This is a genomic window from Desulforhopalus glucosivorans, assembly GCF_054397165.1.
Genome location: NZ_AP044854.1, coordinates 2,012,550 through 2,029,247 on the forward strand (window position 1 = coordinate 2,012,550; position 16,698 = coordinate 2,029,247).

The 16,698-nt window shown below is 41.5% G+C and carries 15 protein-coding genes, 2 tRNA genes and 2 pseudogenes; 14 read left to right on the forward strand and 5 right to left on the reverse strand.

Going from position 1 to position 16,698, the window contains the following annotated elements; translation table 11 throughout:
- Positions 1-29 precede the first annotated feature (29 nt).
- Positions 30-1,367, reverse strand: coding sequence for a trigger factor (tig, locus tag ACX6CI_RS08655; RefSeq protein ID WP_458777760.1), 1,338 nt, complete (start codon positions 1,365-1,367; stop codon positions 30-32).
- Positions 1,368-1,522: 155 nt separating this feature from the next.
- Positions 1,523-1,607 (reverse strand) — tRNA-Leu (locus ACX6CI_RS08660).
- A 348-nt stretch (positions 1,608-1,955) separates the two neighbouring features.
- Between ACX6CI_RS08660 and ACX6CI_RS08665 the strand changes: the two genes are divergently transcribed.
- The 8 genes and pseudogenes from ACX6CI_RS08665 (at position 1,956) to ACX6CI_RS08700 (ending at position 7,381) form a co-directional block, all read left to right on the forward strand.
- The gene (locus ACX6CI_RS08665; RefSeq protein WP_458777761.1) at positions 1,956-2,819 is read left to right on the forward strand and encodes a thioredoxin domain-containing protein; all 864 of its coding nucleotides are present in this window, start codon (positions 1,956-1,958) and stop codon (positions 2,817-2,819) included.
- Positions 2,820-2,902: 83 nt separating this feature from the next.
- Positions 2,903-3,859 carry a PhoH family protein gene (locus ACX6CI_RS08670; RefSeq protein ID WP_458777762.1) on the forward strand — a complete coding sequence of 319 codons (957 nt, stop codon included), beginning with the start codon at positions 2,903-2,905 and terminating at the stop codon, positions 3,857-3,859.
- 11 nt (positions 3,860-3,870) lie between these two features.
- Positions 3,871-4,314, forward strand: a pseudogene (ybeY, locus tag ACX6CI_RS08675) (rRNA maturation RNase YbeY); the annotation flags it as partial.
- Positions 4,315-4,338: 24 nt separating this feature from the next.
- The gene (locus tag ACX6CI_RS08680; protein ID WP_458778453.1) at positions 4,339-5,070 is read left to right on the forward strand and encodes a pyridoxine 5'-phosphate synthase; all 732 of its coding nucleotides are present in this window, start codon (positions 4,339-4,341) and stop codon (positions 5,068-5,070) included.
- Positions 5,071-5,205: 135 nt separating this feature from the next.
- Positions 5,206-5,294 (forward strand) — tRNA-Leu (locus tag ACX6CI_RS08685).
- A gap of 534 nt (positions 5,295-5,828) precedes the next feature.
- Entirely contained in the window at positions 5,829-6,227 is a 399-nt protein-coding gene (locus ACX6CI_RS08690; RefSeq protein WP_458777763.1) for a hypothetical protein, read from the forward strand.
- Between the two features lie 338 nt (positions 6,228-6,565).
- Positions 6,566-6,988, forward strand: a complete 423-nt coding sequence (locus ACX6CI_RS08695; protein WP_458777764.1) for a DUF5681 domain-containing protein — start codon at positions 6,566-6,568, stop codon at positions 6,986-6,988.
- A gap of 165 nt (positions 6,989-7,153) precedes the next feature.
- Complete coding sequence (locus ACX6CI_RS08700) at positions 7,154-7,381, forward strand: hypothetical protein (protein WP_458777765.1); 228 nt, start codon at positions 7,154-7,156, stop codon at positions 7,379-7,381.
- A gap of 57 nt (positions 7,382-7,438) precedes the next feature.
- Here the strand turns inward: ACX6CI_RS08700 and ACX6CI_RS08705 are convergent, their stop codons facing one another.
- Both ACX6CI_RS08705 and ACX6CI_RS08710 read right to left on the reverse strand, forming a co-directional pair.
- A complete protein-coding gene (locus ACX6CI_RS08705) occupies positions 7,439-8,473 on the reverse strand; it encodes an IS481 family transposase (RefSeq protein WP_458777766.1) in 1,035 nt (344 codons plus the stop codon).
- 141 nt (positions 8,474-8,614) lie between these two features.
- Positions 8,615-10,885 (reverse strand): AAA family ATPase, encoded by a 2,271-nt coding sequence (locus ACX6CI_RS08710; RefSeq protein ID WP_458777767.1) that lies wholly within the window; start codon positions 10,883-10,885, stop codon positions 8,615-8,617.
- 742 nt (positions 10,886-11,627) lie between these two features.
- Here ACX6CI_RS08710 and ACX6CI_RS08715 point away from each other — a divergent pair.
- Positions 11,628-12,239: a recombinase family protein gene (locus ACX6CI_RS08715; RefSeq protein ID WP_458777768.1), complete on the forward strand. Its 612-nt coding sequence runs from the start codon at positions 11,628-11,630 to the stop codon at positions 12,237-12,239.
- Positions 12,240-12,267: 28 nt separating this feature from the next.
- Here ACX6CI_RS08715 and ACX6CI_RS08720 read toward each other — a convergent pair whose 3' ends face one another.
- Positions 12,268-13,371: a PDDEXK nuclease domain-containing protein gene (locus ACX6CI_RS08720; protein ID WP_458777769.1), complete on the reverse strand. Its 1,104-nt coding sequence runs from the start codon at positions 13,369-13,371 to the stop codon at positions 12,268-12,270.
- Positions 13,372-13,906: 535 nt separating this feature from the next.
- On the opposite strand from ACX6CI_RS08720, the gene ACX6CI_RS08725 reads away from it, so the two are divergent.
- The 5 genes and pseudogenes from ACX6CI_RS08725 (at position 13,907) to ACX6CI_RS08745 (ending at position 16,054) form a co-directional block, all read left to right on the forward strand.
- Positions 13,907-14,542, forward strand: coding sequence for an AAA family ATPase (locus tag ACX6CI_RS08725; RefSeq protein WP_458777770.1), 636 nt, complete (start codon positions 13,907-13,909; stop codon positions 14,540-14,542).
- A 4-nt stretch (positions 14,543-14,546) separates the two neighbouring features.
- Positions 14,547-14,819: a hypothetical protein gene (locus ACX6CI_RS08730; protein WP_458777771.1), complete on the forward strand. Its 273-nt coding sequence runs from the start codon at positions 14,547-14,549 to the stop codon at positions 14,817-14,819.
- A gap of 207 nt (positions 14,820-15,026) precedes the next feature.
- A pseudogene (locus tag ACX6CI_RS08735) lies at positions 15,027-15,233 on the forward strand (WGR domain-containing protein); the annotation flags it as partial.
- Positions 15,234-15,509 (forward strand): HU family DNA-binding protein, encoded by a 276-nt coding sequence (locus ACX6CI_RS08740; protein WP_458777772.1) that lies wholly within the window; start codon positions 15,234-15,236, stop codon positions 15,507-15,509.
- 104 nt (positions 15,510-15,613) lie between these two features.
- Positions 15,614-16,054, forward strand: a complete 441-nt coding sequence (locus tag ACX6CI_RS08745) for an alanyl-tRNA editing protein (protein WP_458777773.1) — start codon at positions 15,614-15,616, stop codon at positions 16,052-16,054.
- Positions 16,055-16,698 lie beyond the last annotated feature (644 nt).

Consider the following 16,698-nt stretch of genomic DNA (forward strand, 5'->3'; position numbering starts at 1 on the left):
GCAAGGCATCTCTAGCAGCTTTTAACCGCTTATTTTACTTCAGCCTCTTCTTCTGCAGGTTTTTCAGTTTCTTCACTAGCAGGAGGGGCATCAATAAAAACAGCCTGATCTCTTAACCAACCGAGAATTTTCTCGTTGAGTAGCTCGTTCATAAATGGGAGAAGGTCGTCACGGCTCTGGAAGAATTCCTTAACCTTAGCAACTGGCATATTATACATATCACCAATACGCTTGAAACCTCTTTCCATATCTTCGTCTTCAACTTTAACGTCTTCTTTTTCTGCGATTTTCTTTAAGATAAAGTCGCCGCGAACGCGCTGTTCTGCAACAGGGGCATTCTGCTCTGCAAGCTTTTCTTTAGAGAGGCCAGCAGCTTCAAGGCTCATTCCGCCCTGCTCAAACTGTTGCTCGGTCTGCTTGATCATCTGCTCGATCTCAAAAGCAACAAGTCGCTTAGGAACATCAAACTCATGATTTTCAAGAAGTTTCTGCATCATTCTGTCGGTAAGAACGCCCTGGGCAGTCTCTTCGCGCTGCTTGGTTATCTTGTCCTTGATAGACGCCTTGAGTTCTTCAAGGGTCTCAACACCCTCACCAACATCTTTTGCGAAATCATCATTTAGTTCAGCAAGAACACGCTCCTGAACCTTCTTAACCTTGATGCGAAATTCAACTTTTTTGCCTTTTAGTACAGGATTTGGATGGGTCTCAGGAAAGTCAACCTCATGGCTTGCTTCCTCACCAACCTTCATACCTACGAGCTTCTCCTCGAAATCAGCACCCATATTACCGGAACCAATATCAACAGAGTAATCGTCATTTTTTACCTGTGCCATTTCGGTGCCTTCATGGTATCCCTGAAAGTCAACCACAACGACATCTTCATTTTTCGCGGCACGATCTGTTACTTCGGCTAGTGGTGCATTTTCTTTTTGCAGGCTGTTGAGCTCAAGACCGATCTCTTCATCTGTAACAAGAACTTCTTCTTTTACAATTTCCAGACCTTTATACTCACCAAGCTCAAACTCAGGTCGAACATCAACTTCAGCAACAAAAGTGAAAGAACCGTCATCCGCATAGTTAACTTCCTTAACATCAGGATGTACAATTGGGTCAATACCCTCTTTTTCTACTGCGGCAAAATAATTTTCCTGAACCAAAGTCTCACCGGTTTCGCCTTCAACCTGACCCTTGTAATTTCTGACAATTACATTTTTGGGTACCTTACCACGACGGAAACCCTTCATCTTGACGTCTTTTTTTAGCTTATCATACGCCTTGTTCAATAATGGTTGAACAGTCTCTGAGGGGATTGTGACAGTGATTTTTCTTGTAAGAGCGCTGATTTCTTCGACTTTTACATCCATCGATGTACCTTCCTTTTATTAAAATTATAATATCCACCTGTTTCCACTCAACAACACCATTTAACCTCTAAAAAAAGGAAGTGCCGGGAAAACTTGGAAATACGTTATAATGAGTGGAAAAATAGCAGGTGAGGTTTTTGGCTGGTATAAAAAAATGGTGCGAGAGGGGGGAGTCGAACCCCCACACCGTAAGGCGCCAGATCCTAAGTCTGGTGCGTCTACCAGTTCCGCCACCCTCGCATCCAATTTTTAATTCTTCAAATAAAACAGTGTAAAACTGTTCTATCCAAAATGGTAGCAATCTTAAACTCAACCACACCCATAAAACGGTACTAGATAATTCACAACTATCAAGTCGTCAAGTGCGCAATTGCGTTTTTGTGCTCCCATGCAATGAAGAAAAGACTTATATCACCTTAGGCATCTCGATGCTAGTATTATTTTCAGTTGTTTTATTTTTTTTAATCATACTATCTAAACTGCCATTAGAGTTTCTTGCGAAAACAACGGAGAGTGGCTATTGTTGTGCCAGAATTATATGGAGTGACTTTCACTTTTAAGATTAATTATTTATATACGAGATTTATAATGTATTCAAAAATATTTACAGGTTGTCTTCTCTCTTTAGCTATAGCAACACAAGCCCCTGCAGCAATGCCAACGGAAGGTAAAGACAATCTGGTGGAGTGGAGTCAAGTTGGCAAGTGGTCTATTGGTGCAAAACCTCTCGACATGGTTCACTCATTAGATGCTAAATTTGTTTATGTACTGACAGATACGTCTGAAGTGAAAATTTTTGATGCCAGTGGAAAATTCCAGGGTGCGATCCCTGTTTCCGACAACATTTCTTCAATTGATATTTCCCCCCAGGGAGAAAGACTCTACCTCGTAGACAACAGTAAAAATGAGTTCCAGGCAATAAGCGTTGCATTTGTCCATACTATAGATACAAAAGGATCTCCTTTCGAGGGACCAGCCGATGCTCCCATCACCCTCACCCTTTTCACTGATTTTGAGTGTCCTTACTGTAGTAAAATGGGACCGCTTATTGATGAGGTGTTACAACGAAATCCTAAAACGGTCAAAGTTGTCCTTAAAAACATGCCACTTAAGTTCCACAAAATGGCAAGACCGGCTGCGTATGCGGCCCTTGCAGCCCATGAGCAGGGGAAGTTCTGGGAATACCATGATCTACTTTTCAGTCAGAAACAACTCACTGACGCAACCTTTGAAGAGCTAGCGACTGAGTTACAACTTGATCTCGACAAATTCAAGGCAGACAGCAAGTCTCCTGAAATCTTAGCTAAAGTTGAAAAAGATCTACAGGATGCCAAGAAAGCGGGTGTAACTGGCACACCTACAGTATTTATTAATGGCAGACGCCCTCAGCAACGAAGTCCGCAGGGCTACCAGGCAATCATAAATGAAGAACTGCAAAAACTCGCGAATTAATACCTTACTTAGGAAAAGCTTTCATAAATTACAAGGTACGTATCCCGTAGTCTCCTCGCTTACGGGGTTAATAGTATAAAAGTATGAATCAAAATATAATTAATCGCGAACTATCCTTTGCTGACAACAATAATGCCTGCCTGCTCTATGGTGATTTGAACCGTAACCTGCAGGCGTTAGAGAAAAGCACAGATGTTATAATTAGTGCTAGAGGCAATAGTGTCAAGATCACGGGTCCTGCCCATGATACAGACCTTATAGCCGACCTGTTACAACAGCTCTATGAACTGATAGGTAAAGGCTACCCAATTTACAGTTCAGATTTCGTTTTTGGACTTAAAGTACTTGAGGCGACCCCAAAGGCAAAGCTTGGCAGAATATTTCTTGATAAGGTCTATGTCACCACACAGAACCGAGTCATTTCTCCCAAAACCCAAAACCAGAAGATCTATATTGATGCCATTCGGCAAAACGATATCGTGTTTGGTAATGGCCCAGCTGGTACCGGTAAAACGTACCTTGCTGTCACAATGGCTGTATCTGCCCTTGCAACAGGTGAAGTCAGGTCCATCATATTAACACGACCTGCTGTTGAGGCTGGAGAAAAACTTGGTTTTCTCCCAGGTGATCTTGCCCAAAAAGTAAATCCCTATCTGCGCCCGCTGCATGACGCACTTAATGATCTGCTAGGTCCTGAAAGAGCCGCAGATTTAATTGAACAGGAAGTAATTGAGATAGCGCCACTGGCCTTTATGAGAGGGCGAACTCTCAGTAATGCCTTTATTATATTAGATGAGGCGCAAAATACGACCAAGGAACAGATGAAGATGTTTCTTACCCGTATAGGTTTTGATTCAAGGGCTGTCATAACTGGTGACTCCACCCAGATAGACCTGCCAGTTAAAACACAATCGGGGCTCCTGCAGGCCAAAAAGTTGCTTTCCAATATTGAGGGAATCGGTTTTTGCACGTTTACACAGCAAGATGTTGTTCGCCATCCACTGGTTCAAAAAATCATTAATGCCTACGAAAACAGTTAACTGAGGTTACCGTGCCTTCCTATATTAAAATAGAGTGTTCAACGTCTCACTACCCGTTGCAACGTGATAAACTATTACGATTATCTGACTGGCTACTCAAGGAGTGTGAGGTCGCCAATCAGAATGTCAGTATTGCGTTGGTCGATGACAAACAGATACACGAATTAAACCTGAAATATCGCCATAAGGATTCTCCGACTAACGTATTATCCTTTCCATTTGCTGACGGAGCTGATAAATCGCTGCTTTCTCAAATAGAAGTGACAGAACTTGGAGATATTGTCATATCCCTTGAAACAGCACTAAAAGAAGCGACCGAATACAAACAGACATTTCATCAACGATTATCCTGGCTCCTCACCCATGGCATGTTACACCTCCTCGGTTATGACCATGAGCGGTCCGAAGCAGATGCCAAAACTATGTTTTCACGAGAACAGGAAATTCTAAACAAAATTAACCACAAAAGAGGACACCAGATGACTAACCTTGCAATTAATGTAGATCACATTGCGACCATCAGACAAGCAAGGGGGATAACTGAGCCCGACCCGGTAGCTGCTGCTGCGATATGTGAATTTGCAGGAGCAAGTGGTATCGTTGTTCACCTGCGAGAAGATAGAAGACACATACAGGATCGAGATGTGTTCCTCCTGCGGGAAACCATTAAAACAAAAATGAACCTTGAGATGGGGGCAAACAAAGACATCATCAAAATAGCCCTTGAAGTTCAGCCTGATCTAGTAACACTGGTACCCGAAAAAAGAGCAGAGCTCACCACAGAAGGCGGTCTCGACATTGTCACACAAAAGAAAAAAATAGCTAAAACCATTGATAAAATGAGTAAAGGCGTTATTCCAGTTTCACTTTTTCTTGATCCTGACAGAGAGCAGATAGCAACCGCCAGTGAGATTGGTGCTACATTTGTTGAATTACATACCGGTCGATATTGTGACGCCCTGTCTGAGCAGGATCAGCAACATGAGTTTATGCTTTTAGAAGAAGCTGCTGAATATGCCGTTTCCCTTGGTTTACGAGTTAATGCCGGCCATGGTCTCAACTATCAAAACACAGCCCCTCTTGCTGCCCTTGATACAATTGAGGAACTTTCCATCGGCCACTCAATTATTGCAAGAGCCGCCTTTACTGGTATTGAAAAGGCAGTAAGAGATATGTTGCACATTGTACAAAACGCAAGTCACAGTATTTAAGGTATTATTGCAGGTATGTTGCACTGAGATACATGGATTTTACAATATCAACTTCGTAGATGAAGAAAAATATTCATCATTTAGAAAGGATGATGATTGACAACAATATTGTACATGTGTTAAAAGCAACCAGTCGCCTGGATGGTGGAACTGGTAGACACCCGAGACTTAAAATCTCGTGGGCCTTAGCGCCCGTGCGAGTTCGATTCTCGCTCTAGGCACCACAAATATCAAGCACTTAGAGGGATCACCCTCTAGGTGCTTTTTGTTTTCCTGCTCTTCCGTCTCACATCCGTCACACAATACTTGGAAAATTCTCTCCTGTTTCCAGATACTTTCGCATAATTAACCACGAAAGAAATTTTCCAGTATCACCACCACTTCTCCTTTCTAGTACCTCATAACTCTTCCTAAGTCTTATTACACCCCCCTTATTACTTTTGCGTAACTGCTGTTACGATTTCGTAATTACTTTTCTTGACATTTAATCTCCATAGTATATCAATTATTATGATATCTATTTAACATATTGAAATAGTAGGATTTATGGGAATTAAACAAGAAAAAATGATTAAGGACGCCGTTGATAATTTAGCGGTGAAATTGCCAATCTCTCAGGCTGCAAAACTCCACGGTGTATAACGCCAGCGAGCTTCGCAAGTGCTCAAAGAGAACGGCATAAAAGTAGACAAAAGAAAGGGAACACTGACCGTTCCCATTTCACAACTAAAGACGATAACCAAATTAAGGAAATGATCATGAAAAAAGTAATTGTACTAGACGAAAGCAAAGGAGTTTTTGCCAGAACTAAAGAACAGCAACAAGCACAGCAGAAAGAGAATGACATCAATCTCAGAGAAGCCATTATGTCAGCGGCTGAGGAAGCTGGCCTTGAAGTATCACCGGATCTTATTGCTCAAGCAAAACTCCGCTTCGGCTTTGGTAGTGGCGAAGTTCGTGCTCTATCTGTCTACAATGACCTTGGTGAATTCATGCAACACCACGATCATAATGCCAAAAAGATTAGAACCGTGACTCAAGCTGTCGATGAAAGAGCCATCAAGAAAAAGCAACTATATGATGAGCTTTGCCATTACGCAGAGATTGGCGATATGAAATCTTATCGTTCTGTCCGTGCTGAGTATGCCAGCTTGTAACGATGTCAAAGAAGTCCGTCAGAAAGAGGATTAGGAATAAAGTTATTCCAATAGACTTATGCCTATTGAACAAGAGGATATGTAATGCCAAAACAAAGCGACCGAGATTGGCAAAGAATCAAAGAAGCCACTCTCAAGAGACTAGGAAGAATCAACCGCTCTCCTCAGCCAAAACTGAAAAGAGTGAACCAGCAAGAGCGGATTGATCGTCACCGGAGAAAGTTCAAGTGAAACGTATTAAGAAGCTCCCTCTTTGCCAATGTGGGTGCGGGGGCAGAGTATCAAAACCTGGTAACAATTTCATACTAGGACACAACCAGAAGTCTTCTGACAAAACAGTGAAATCCAATTCTCAATGGAAACCTGGTCAGTCTGGAAATCCCAATGGTTACCCTACTGGCTCAAGACGAAAGAATTATGTCCGTTGTGACAAGATTATTGAGCAAGCTGCCCCTGAGCTTATAGAGCGCCTTATCGAGAATGCGTTGTCCGGCTCTAATCAAGCTCTACGCACTTGTGTTGAAAGGATACTCCCTGTAGCAAAGAATCATAAGATCCAGATAGACTTTCCCACTGAGATTAACACAGTTAAAGAGGCATCCGTTGCAGCCAGCTTTCTTCTTGATTCTGTTGTTACTGGGAAGCTCTCTGTACAAGACTCTGAGATCCTATCAAGAATATTGGACAAAAAGATCCATGCAATTCAGATATCCGATATTGAGAGGGAGTTGGAAGAGTTGAAAACGAGCTTGGCTGAGTAACCTTTTTTGAACCCCTTTCCTCAGAAACGAGAGGCCCCCGCCCATTCTCAGACTGAATGCACAGGGATTTTTCAGCGCAACGATTTACTGATTATGAATGTGACATTTGGATTCCTACTCAAGCATAGGGACAAGATACCCAAGAAATATTGGAGAAGACTGATTATGGCAGCAGGAATTGGAGCCTTAAAATCGGCTGTGGGCAGAATAAAGAGCAAGATCCCAGGACGAGACAGAAGAATCTCAGTCGTCTTTGAAAAGAGGGATGGAACTATAGATTGGCCACCGGAGGACAGAGTCAATAAAGGCGGGGTACTTGTAGTACCTGAACCTTTCACCAGCGACCCTGAGGGAGAGTTGCTATGGGAACTTTATTGCGCCAATGAGGTGTAGTGGTTCAGACCTGATCTGACAGTTGCCGGTTTTTCAGCTGCAATTGTCAGATTAAATTCAATCTATATATTTTTCGTTCCAAATAATTTTTCCATCTACAAGAGTTTCCATCGGTGTGCGGCCACAGCACATTTTACCTTGATGAGTACGCTCATTGTTATAATAATCAATCCATTCGTCCAGATCTTTTTGCAACGTATCCATCTCTGAGTATATTTTTTTCCGAAACGTCACTTGATAAAACTCCTGTAGAATCGTCTTATGGAACCGCTCACAGATCCCATTAGTCTGAGGAGACCTCACTTTCGTTTTCGTATGGTCAATATCATTAACAGCCAAATACAGCTGATAATCATGGCGATCTACCTTACCGCAGTATTCCGTTCCTCTATCAGTGAGTATCCTCAAGACCGGGAGTTCGTTTTCTGAGAAGAAAGGCAATACTTTGTCGTTCAGCATATCTGCTGCAGTAATTGGCGTCTTGGTTGTATATAACTTCGCAAAAGCTATCTTTGAATAGGTATCAACAAATGTTTGCTGATAGATTCGGCCAACACCTTTGAGTGTTCCAACATAAAATGTGTCTTGCGAGCCCAAGTAACCTGGATGCACGGTTTCTATTTCACCAGATGCCTGATCATCGTGTTTCTTCTTTTCAAGGGCAGTCACTTGAGCTTCGGTGAGAATGATACCTTCTTTTGCTACGTGCTCTTCTAAGGCTTTTAAACGATCTCTGAAGCACGAGAGGTTGTGTCTCAGCCAAATACTACGAATTCCACTGGGAGAAACAAACACTCCAGTTTTCCTTAATTCATTACTGGCCCTTGTTTGGCCATGAGCGGGAAAGTCTGTAGCATGTTTAACTACAGCAGCTTCAATGTGTTCATCTACACGGTTTTTCGTGTTTGGTACACGACGATTGGCATTGAGTAAGGCTTGGACTCCACCGTTATCAACTGCCTCTTGATATCGGTAAAACGTGTCTCTGGATAGCCCCATGACTCTGCAAGCCTGAGAAACGTTACCGAGCTCCTCTGCAAGATTCAAAAGACCAGTCTTGTGTTTAATTATTGGATTGTTAGAATGCAACATGAGGGTTACCTCCATGGTTTTGGTTGTTGGTCGCACAACTATCAAAACCGGTAACCCTCGCTTTGACAAGCTCGGTGTCAGATTAGGTCTGAACTAATTCAAATGAGGATAGTAATATACAGGGTTGTTAACCCTGCATTTTTAAATTCCACCAACCAACGCAATTGTTCGTTTTGTGAACCCCTCTAGCTCATCGTGAGTAATAAACTCACTGTCAGCATTAGGATTTTGTTCATGGTGATATTTCTTTGAGTAATCGTTGATAGACTCAATTTCTTCAAGATCCGATTTGGCATGACATAGTCCTGATGTATCATCTGCATTCCTGATCTTCTGAATGAAGTCACCTAGCCATTGCCCGTCTTGGAAGTGACCGGGAAAATGAGTTCTTAATAAGCCCTCCAGGAAAGGTCTTATTGCCCTCGCTACTGCCAATAGGTCTCCAGTTCCCTCATCAAGAAAAGCGATGAGCGTTGAATAATTTTTCATATATGAGGACATCAGGGCTTCTTCAATATTCCACTCAACTATTGTACTACCTGTACTGAATTTTGGAATTTGCAGTGTTTTAACTGTAGCAGAAGGATATTTATCATAAATGAGCTTCAAGAAATAAGGATCATGGGACAACACAATAACCTGTTTAGCCTTATCACTTATTTTTTTACAGAGTTGCGCGGTTGATTCCCTACGGAATCTATCAAGACTAGTAAATGGATCATCAAACGCTACCAGCTTTTGATTTAAAGCACTGTCATGGTCTAACGACGCAAGAAAAAAGGCCAAAGCTAATGAATTTCTATCACCTGAACTTAGAGAAGTTTTGAATTTATTCAAGCCTACGGTGACGTTGTTAATTTTTAGATGATATTGGGAGTTTGGAGAACCACCTGAATAGTTGTGTTTAACCTTTGTTATCGAAAAACCAGTATTAAAACAGGCCAAGTGGGAGTTGATACTATCTTCGTACAACCCCATTTTTTGATCACAGTATTGATCCAGCTTTTCTCTCTCAGCTTTCTTTGCGTCTTCGAGTTTTGTTTTTTCTCCTTCAATCCTTACATACTCGTTCACAGCATCTTTTACTTTTTGTGTGTGACGAGTTTGGACCAATGCAAGTGCTGCGAGCGAGGATGAAGCTTGTACTTCTTGTTCTTTTTTGGGAAGCGATTGCTTAAACTCCCCTATCTTCTGGTTGATCGCTGCAATTTCTTGATTGTAGCTCTGGATACTGATGGTTAGATCATCAACCTTTTGCTTTGCTTCAATGTAATTTGAGGACAGTTCTACAGTGCTAATGGGTGCTTGCTGTTTAGCCTTAATAAGTGTCAAGCATTCTGATAGCAGTTTTTTGAATATCTCATCGATGCTTTCAAAAATGACTACTGGTAGCTCTAAACCTTTTAAATGGTTTCTCCAATATTCAAGGTTTGTCTGGTTTTCAAGAAGTTTGGCCTTTATGCCAATGTAGGCAGATTCTCCTAGACGACTGTTCACAGTGCTCTCTAGTGAGTTAACACTTGCCAAAAGGTCTTTGTATTGTTGGTTGAAGTACGTCTTGTACGCCTTAATCAAATCAATATTGCTAACGTCTTGGCCGCAAAAAGGACAATTATCTTCTTTTTGTAAGTTGGCACCAAACGAGAGCCACTTCTCATTTGGTTGAGCCATACCGCTCTCCAAATGTCGTTTCACATGCTCATCAGCACGCTCATCTATTTGCTCTATGCTATCTAGAAGGGTTTGCTCAATTTCTATTGGAACAACCGGGAGGACTAACGTGGCGAGGTTCGGCTTTGTGTTAATCACAGATGTGTTGGCTATCTGTTCTTGTATGGTCTTGAGCCTACCTTTAGCTTCTACTATCTCAGTATCAATATTTTCGTTTTCTTGAATTGCCAGGTATTCTTTCAAAGGCACATTTTCAGGCTTATATTTCTCTACGTCTTTTATTTTAAGTTTAAGCTCCTGGTTAATTTCTTTAATGTCACCAGTGATCTTATCAATTTCCTTATAATATTTGACGCCTTCTTCACCAACTATGACTTGGAATAGGTTCTTTTTGTGCTGATGGTCTACTGTGTCACCGGTATAGATGTTGTTGTTAACAAAATCGGAATCGAATACTAGAATTTGTGGACACTCTTGATCCCATGAATCTCCAGTAAAGTTACAAATTCCGTTTGCCGTTTGTATCTTACATTTACAATCACCAGAGGTGCCTAAAGTCTTTCTCTCTTTGATCAGTAAGGAATTGTTATCCTTTAGCGAGCGCAAAATGGAACATAAAGTTGTTTTCCCTCTCCCATTTTCTCCGTAAAACAAATTGACCTGCTTTAGAGTCACATCCCCTTTGGCAGAGAATTTTTCAAATTTTCCAACATTGTGTAGATCAATTATTTTTCTGATCATAAGAAACTTTTCATGTTGTGCTGATTTATAGGTTTATCAAACAAAGAGCAGGGCATAATGTTACAAGAACCATTGCACCAATATTGTGAATGACGATGGTTTTGTTAGGAACTATTATATGAAAAGGATTAATTATGCAAGTGTTTGGAATTCTATTGTTTTGTGCTACATCGTCACACTATGATTCAGGAGACGTGCAGGATTATGTAGATTCTCGATCAGAGAACCCGAAGAAAGTTACATCGTCTTCATAGAAACCGAGAGTACCCCACCCTCCGCCATTGCCTGCTCGCCATTGTGAAGAAGATTCACCACACCTGCTTCATCTGGGTTGCATTATCAAGGACGCAGTCTGTCTTAGCATCACTACGTAAGTCGATGGAAATATAAAAAGAACTACACCGTGTTCAATATATGTTCAACGGGATAGCAGTCTAATTCTTCCTATATTTTCCGTCAGCCGCAGTTATTAAGTATTCCTTAATAACTGCATTTTCCTCCAATTCATTATCTGCAAAACAGTAGTGATATATAGCAAAAGTATAAACCAAAACTCAGTAACACTAATTCGAGATGTCTCAAAGGAATGCTACAACGATAACTCCTGTCGAAAAACTCTCGTTTTTCTTACACTTACAAAACCTATTGTTTATCATAAACCTGTGTGCAAGAATACTCGTCGACAATCAATGCACACTAAACTGTGACGACACTCCCTTTTCGACACCAAAATGAGAGAACTATGCAGATAGGATATATTCGCCTCTCAAAAAATGATGGCTCCCAAGTTTTTGAGCTTCAGCAGGATGCTTTGGTGGAATCTGGTGTTGATTCTGAAAGAATTTATAAAGATCAGGCATCCGGAAGGAGAGATGACCGGCCTGGTTTGCAGGCCTGCCTCAAAGCTTTACAACCAGGCAACACTCTTGTCGTCTGGAAACTTGATCGGCTTGGACGTAGTCTGAAACATCTGGTTTCCATAGTTGACGACCTTAATAAGCGAGAAATCGGTTTTAAAGTCTTGGCAGGAACTGGTGCTCAGATCGACACCACGACATCTAATGGTCGATTAGTTTTCGGTATCTTTGCTGCTCTTGCAGAGTTTGAGGCAGATCTTATCCGTGAAAGAACAAAAGCTGGACTTGCTGCTGCCAGGGCAAGAGGGCGACTCGGGGGAAGGCCACGCAAAATGACCAAAGAAAAATTGCGAATGGCAATGGCTGCAATGTCAGATTCAAAATCAAATGCGACTGAGGTTGCCAGTAGCTTGGGCATCACTCGAACATCGTTGTACGATTACGTGAACGGTGATGGTTCACTCAAAGAGTTGGGTGAACAATTACTTGATGCTTAGCTGCTGCTCGCTGATTGAGCTAAATTTTCTACCGCCCACTCTTTTTACTTTTAATTGACTTGATTAAATCTTCCGTCATTTCCACTCCCGATCCCTCATCTAAAGAAGAGACCCCTTTCTTTATGTCTGATTTTAGAGGTTCAATTCGGTTTTCATTCTGATCGTCACTGCTTAACATCCTTCGCTCAGCAAGCCGTTCTCGCACCTCGATTAGTGTACTTTGCAGTTTCTTTTCCAAAAGTTCCTTGGGTGGCAACTCTGTCCAGTATTCGGCAACCATGATGTTATCTTTCCGCATATTGAGAAGTTCGACTTGCTCCTTACCGGCCTCAGCACAAAGAATGAGCCCAATTGGAGCCTCTTCATCTTGCTGCCGTTCGTGCTTATTCAGCCAATTGAGATAAAGCTCCATTTGACCTTTAAACGCTGCTTTGAAACGGTCAATCTTCAGTTCAATGACCACCAACCTCCTGAGTTTCCGGTGAAAGAACAAAAGATCCAGATAGAAATCTTCTCCATCAATAATCAAGCGTTTTTGGCGTTCAACAAACGCAAAGCCTTTGCCCAGTTCTAATATGAACAATTCAAGCTCTCTGAGGAGAGCGTTTTCCAATTCATTTTCAAGGTACCCCTCTTTCAATCCTAAAAAGTCCAGGAAATAGGGATCTTTAAAGTTGCCACTAAGATGGCTGGAGTCGGCCAATGTTAACTTTGTATCTGCAATTTCGGATCGTTCAAAGATTTTGCGCTCCATCTGTCGCTGTAACTCACGCTTACTCCAATTATTTTCAATAGATTGTCTGGCATAAAATGACCGGGCCTCACTGCTTTGCAAGGTGATGAGAATGGTAAAATGTGTCCAACTCAATTGTGACACCAGTGGTGACACAATTTCAAAATCAGGGAAAACCTCTGCAAACTGCATCATTCGCCGCAGATTCCTGGCCTCAAAGCTTTTCCCGTATTGTACGACCAACTCCTTTGCCAAAGAAGCAATCACCTGCTTCCCATATTCCGCCCGTTCGCCGTGAAGGATCTCTTCATTGATTCGCTTTCCCATATGCCAGTAGGTTGCAGTAATAGCACTATTTACCGCTGCAACGGCCTGCTTCTGACCCTGCTCAATCTGCATTTTCAGGTCTTAAGAAGATCACCTTGTGCGTTGAATGGCAAACGATCATTTAACTCATCACTCATAATTTACACCTCATCATTCTAATTGAGCCAAAGAGGTAACGCCTTTTGCGTTTTTTCGCCAGACAATATCAATTCACCAATTGCTCCCCCCGCCTGACACTCCAACCATAAGAATTCTTACCGCGAACTAGCAATTTACCTGTTGCATACGTTGCTTCTCTGTACTAATTAAACTCTTCCTTTGACACAAAAACACATGTTTTTTTGTGTCAAACGCATAATATCCAATACAGGGAATTACATCTAGAATTAGATAGTTATAACCCGCCGCTACAAAAGATGGGTGATGACTTCCTCTTTTAGAATCTCAACAATTTAGACTGTCATACGTCAATCATCGAATCCTCTCAAATATGTTTTGATTACTTACTCTTGATTTGAAATTAGAAAAGAGATAGTCTTATCCTCTAGACAAATAGTTATCTTTTTACCTTTTTTCTAATTAATCTTTTTATACATTTTACATAGCCATGAAAACCATCTCATTCGTCTCCCAAAAGGGTGGCGTTGGTAAAAGTACCCTGGCCCTTGCAACTGCATATGAGGCATCTAAAAGTGGTTTATCTGTTAAGGTCGCTGACATGGATACTCAACAGGGCACCCTGTCCGATCTTCATAGGCAGCGTCTTAATAATGGTATCTCTTCCATTGGTTCGGTGGAAATCTTTGCAACGATCAACGACCTCCAAAAATCTGTCACAAATAGCAATTTTGATTTCTTAATCATTGACGGTACTCCCAGAGCCAGTAAAGGAACACTCGCAGCTGGAAAGATATCCGATCTTATTGTATTGCCTTGTTGCTCAAGTAGAGCAGATCTCATTCCCACCATCAAGCTAGGACATGAACTCGTTAAAAACCAGATACCGCGTAGCAATATTGTTTTCGCTCTGTCCAGGGTCAACACAGCATCAGAAATCCATGATGCGAAGGAGTTCATTACTGAAACAGGATTCAAAGTCCTGGATGGCTGTATTTTTGAAAAACCTGGTTACAGACAATCCCAAAACGATGGGTATGCTTTGACAGAAACAAAATGGAAAAGCCTCAATGACAAGGCTAACGTTGTACTTGAAAGTATATTAAGCAACTTATTGAGCGAGTAGGAAAATGGCTGATTTCAGCAAAATAAAAAAATCCAAGAAAAGCCGATTCGGTGACGCTCCCTCACCTGAGGATGATGACAATAACCTCGAAGCTCCGGAAACAGCGCCCGCTCGAAAACCACGAAATAAAACTGGCCGTACAGTCGCATTTGCCACCAAAGTCACCGCAGAATTTGATGAAGAGTTCAGACATATTGCCTTCTTTGGAAAAATGAAAAAGGTTGAACTCCTCGAAAAAGCGTTAGAGGCATATAAAAGAGAAAACAATATCGAATAGATAAATATATATCTTTTTATCTTTTTATCTTTTTTCCATTTTATCTTTTTAGCTGTTTATACTATATTATGATGATACAGAGCACATCACACCTCCCCTCATTAACTATGGTAAATTCAGGGAAAAGGATAAAAGATGGACTGCCACAAATATTCATACTATGTGTGCATCATCCCCGACCGAAACAAATAAGCATTCTATGAGCTTTTTGCCGGGAAAGACCTTTTTGGATTTATCCTAATCCGGAGATGGGGAAGAATTGGTACCAAAGGACAACCTGGAAAAAAACAGCGTTTTCATAAACAAATGGGAATGCTGAAAGAGTATGAGCGGATTCGTCAAGAACGGATAAAACGTGGATACCTAAAGGTAAACCAGACTTATCATAAAATCATGTACAATCAGGAGAACTAAATGAACAAGAAAGAACTGGTCAACTACATTGCTGACAATGCTGGACTTGAGAAAAAACAAGCTGCAGCAGCCTTGGATGCTACCCTCAAAGGCATTACCGAGACATTGGGTAAAAAAGACAAGGTCAGTCTTATCGGTTTTGGCACTTTTTCAACATCAGAGAGAGCTGAAAGACAGGGGAAAAACCCTCAAACAGGTAAAGCGATGACAATTCCGGCAAAAACGGTTGCCAAATTCAAAGCAGGCAAGGCCTTAGGCGCTGAGGTTAACGGTTGATGCTCTTTAGATTATAGCTATGATGTTATTTTCAATAAGCCGTGATTCGAACCCACTGGATCACGGTTTTCTTTTCCACACTGAAAAAAATAAGCAGTGCTAATATGACAAAATCCTACGTTCCTCGTATGCACTCGGCTGAACACATCCTCAATCAGGGCATGGTGAGGAAATTTGATTGCGGCCGCTGTTTCAGTGCTCATGTGAATAAGAAAAAATCTAAATGTGATTATCATTTTGATCGCGAGTTGACAGATGTCGAGGCCAAAGAAATTGAGGCTGCGGTCAATGAAACAATCTCAGCCGATTTGGAGGTAACCGAAGAAATGATATCTCTAGATCAAGCCACACAGCGCTACAACATTACAAGGCTTCCAGATGGCGTGGAGAAAGTACGGATTGTTCACATCGGCGATTACGACGCTTGCCCCTGTATTGGTGAACATGTGAAGCGGACAACAGAAATCGGAGCCTTCCAGCTTTCCTCTCATGATTTTTGCGATGGTGTCCTGCGAATACGGTACAAGCTCGAAGATGCGAAATAGTTCCAGTACAATTTTTCCTACCACGTTCAGTTTTAAGTTTAAGAGGGCTGCAATTTACGGTGCTTTGTGCCGCACAATTGCTATTTTGCAAACTATTTTGTGTCGATACCAAGGAAATTGCAAAATGGAGCATTAATCCACTCAAATAATGCCTCTAAAAAGTATCATTTTCCTAACACTTGACTTTCGAGTTCGCAATCATTGCAACATAGGATTTTCATGGATAATATCAGGTTTTAGATTTCGGATTTATTGTTAGGAATTTGCTGCAAATGAATCATCGAGATACAGGAAGAATTCTAAGTTGCAGGATTTCTTAAGTGTTTGACCTTGCCAAGACTAACCTTGGTAATCAAGTTGAGAGGCATACCCCGTAACCTCACAGACGCTTTGATTTTATACGAAATACCACCATGGTGAGGTGCTCATGGAGGAGATATTATTTCAGATTCCGAAAATTATGTTAGGCTTTGTCAAGATAGTTTTCGCCTCATTTGCTCATTTGCAAAGATTAATTTGGTGTCCTTGTTGTAACCCGCTTCAGCAAAAGCCAACTCTTCTGACGAGCTTGCCTGCGGAGCCCATTCTCAGAGTTGGCTTTTACTAAAGCTCACCACTGTGTTTAAATTGAATTGCATAAAAAG

Excerpts from the sequence above, each read along its gene's own strand:
- ACX6CI_RS08670 (WP_458777762.1), top strand. The coding sequence starts at position 2,903 with ATGAATCAAAATATAATTAATCGCGAACTATCCTTTGCTGACAACAAT.
- ACX6CI_RS08730 (WP_458777771.1), top strand. The coding sequence starts at position 14,547 with ATGGCTGATTTCAGCAAAATAAAAAAATCCAAGAAAAGCCGATTCGGT.
- tig (WP_458777760.1), bottom strand. The coding sequence starts at position 1,367 with ATGGATGTAAAAGTCGAAGAAATCAGCGCTCTTACAAGAAAAATCACT.
- ACX6CI_RS08725 (WP_458777770.1), top strand. The coding sequence starts at position 13,907 with ATGAAAACCATCTCATTCGTCTCCCAAAAGGGTGGCGTTGGTAAAAGT.
- ACX6CI_RS08700 (WP_458777765.1), top strand. The coding sequence starts at position 7,154 with ATGGCAGCAGGAATTGGAGCCTTAAAATCGGCTGTGGGCAGAATAAAG.
- ACX6CI_RS08680 (WP_458778453.1), top strand. The coding sequence starts at position 4,339 with ATGACTAACCTTGCAATTAATGTAGATCACATTGCGACCATCAGACAA.
- ACX6CI_RS08740 (WP_458777772.1), top strand. The coding sequence starts at position 15,234 with ATGAACAAGAAAGAACTGGTCAACTACATTGCTGACAATGCTGGACTT.
- ACX6CI_RS08720 (WP_458777769.1), bottom strand. The coding sequence starts at position 13,371 with ATGCAGATTGAGCAGGGTCAGAAGCAGGCCGTTGCAGCGGTAAATAGT.
- ACX6CI_RS08710 (WP_458777767.1), bottom strand. The coding sequence starts at position 10,885 with ATGATCAGAAAAATAATTGATCTACACAATGTTGGAAAATTTGAAAAA.
- ACX6CI_RS08715 (WP_458777768.1), top strand. The coding sequence starts at position 11,628 with ATGCAGATAGGATATATTCGCCTCTCAAAAAATGATGGCTCCCAAGTT.
- ACX6CI_RS08745 (WP_458777773.1), top strand. The coding sequence starts at position 15,614 with ATGACAAAATCCTACGTTCCTCGTATGCACTCGGCTGAACACATCCTC.
- ACX6CI_RS08705 (WP_458777766.1), bottom strand. The coding sequence starts at position 8,473 with ATGTTGCATTCTAACAATCCAATAATTAAACACAAGACTGGTCTTTTG.
- ACX6CI_RS08690 (WP_458777763.1), top strand. The coding sequence starts at position 5,829 with ATGAAAAAAGTAATTGTACTAGACGAAAGCAAAGGAGTTTTTGCCAGA.
- ACX6CI_RS08665 (WP_458777761.1), top strand. The coding sequence starts at position 1,956 with ATGTATTCAAAAATATTTACAGGTTGTCTTCTCTCTTTAGCTATAGCA.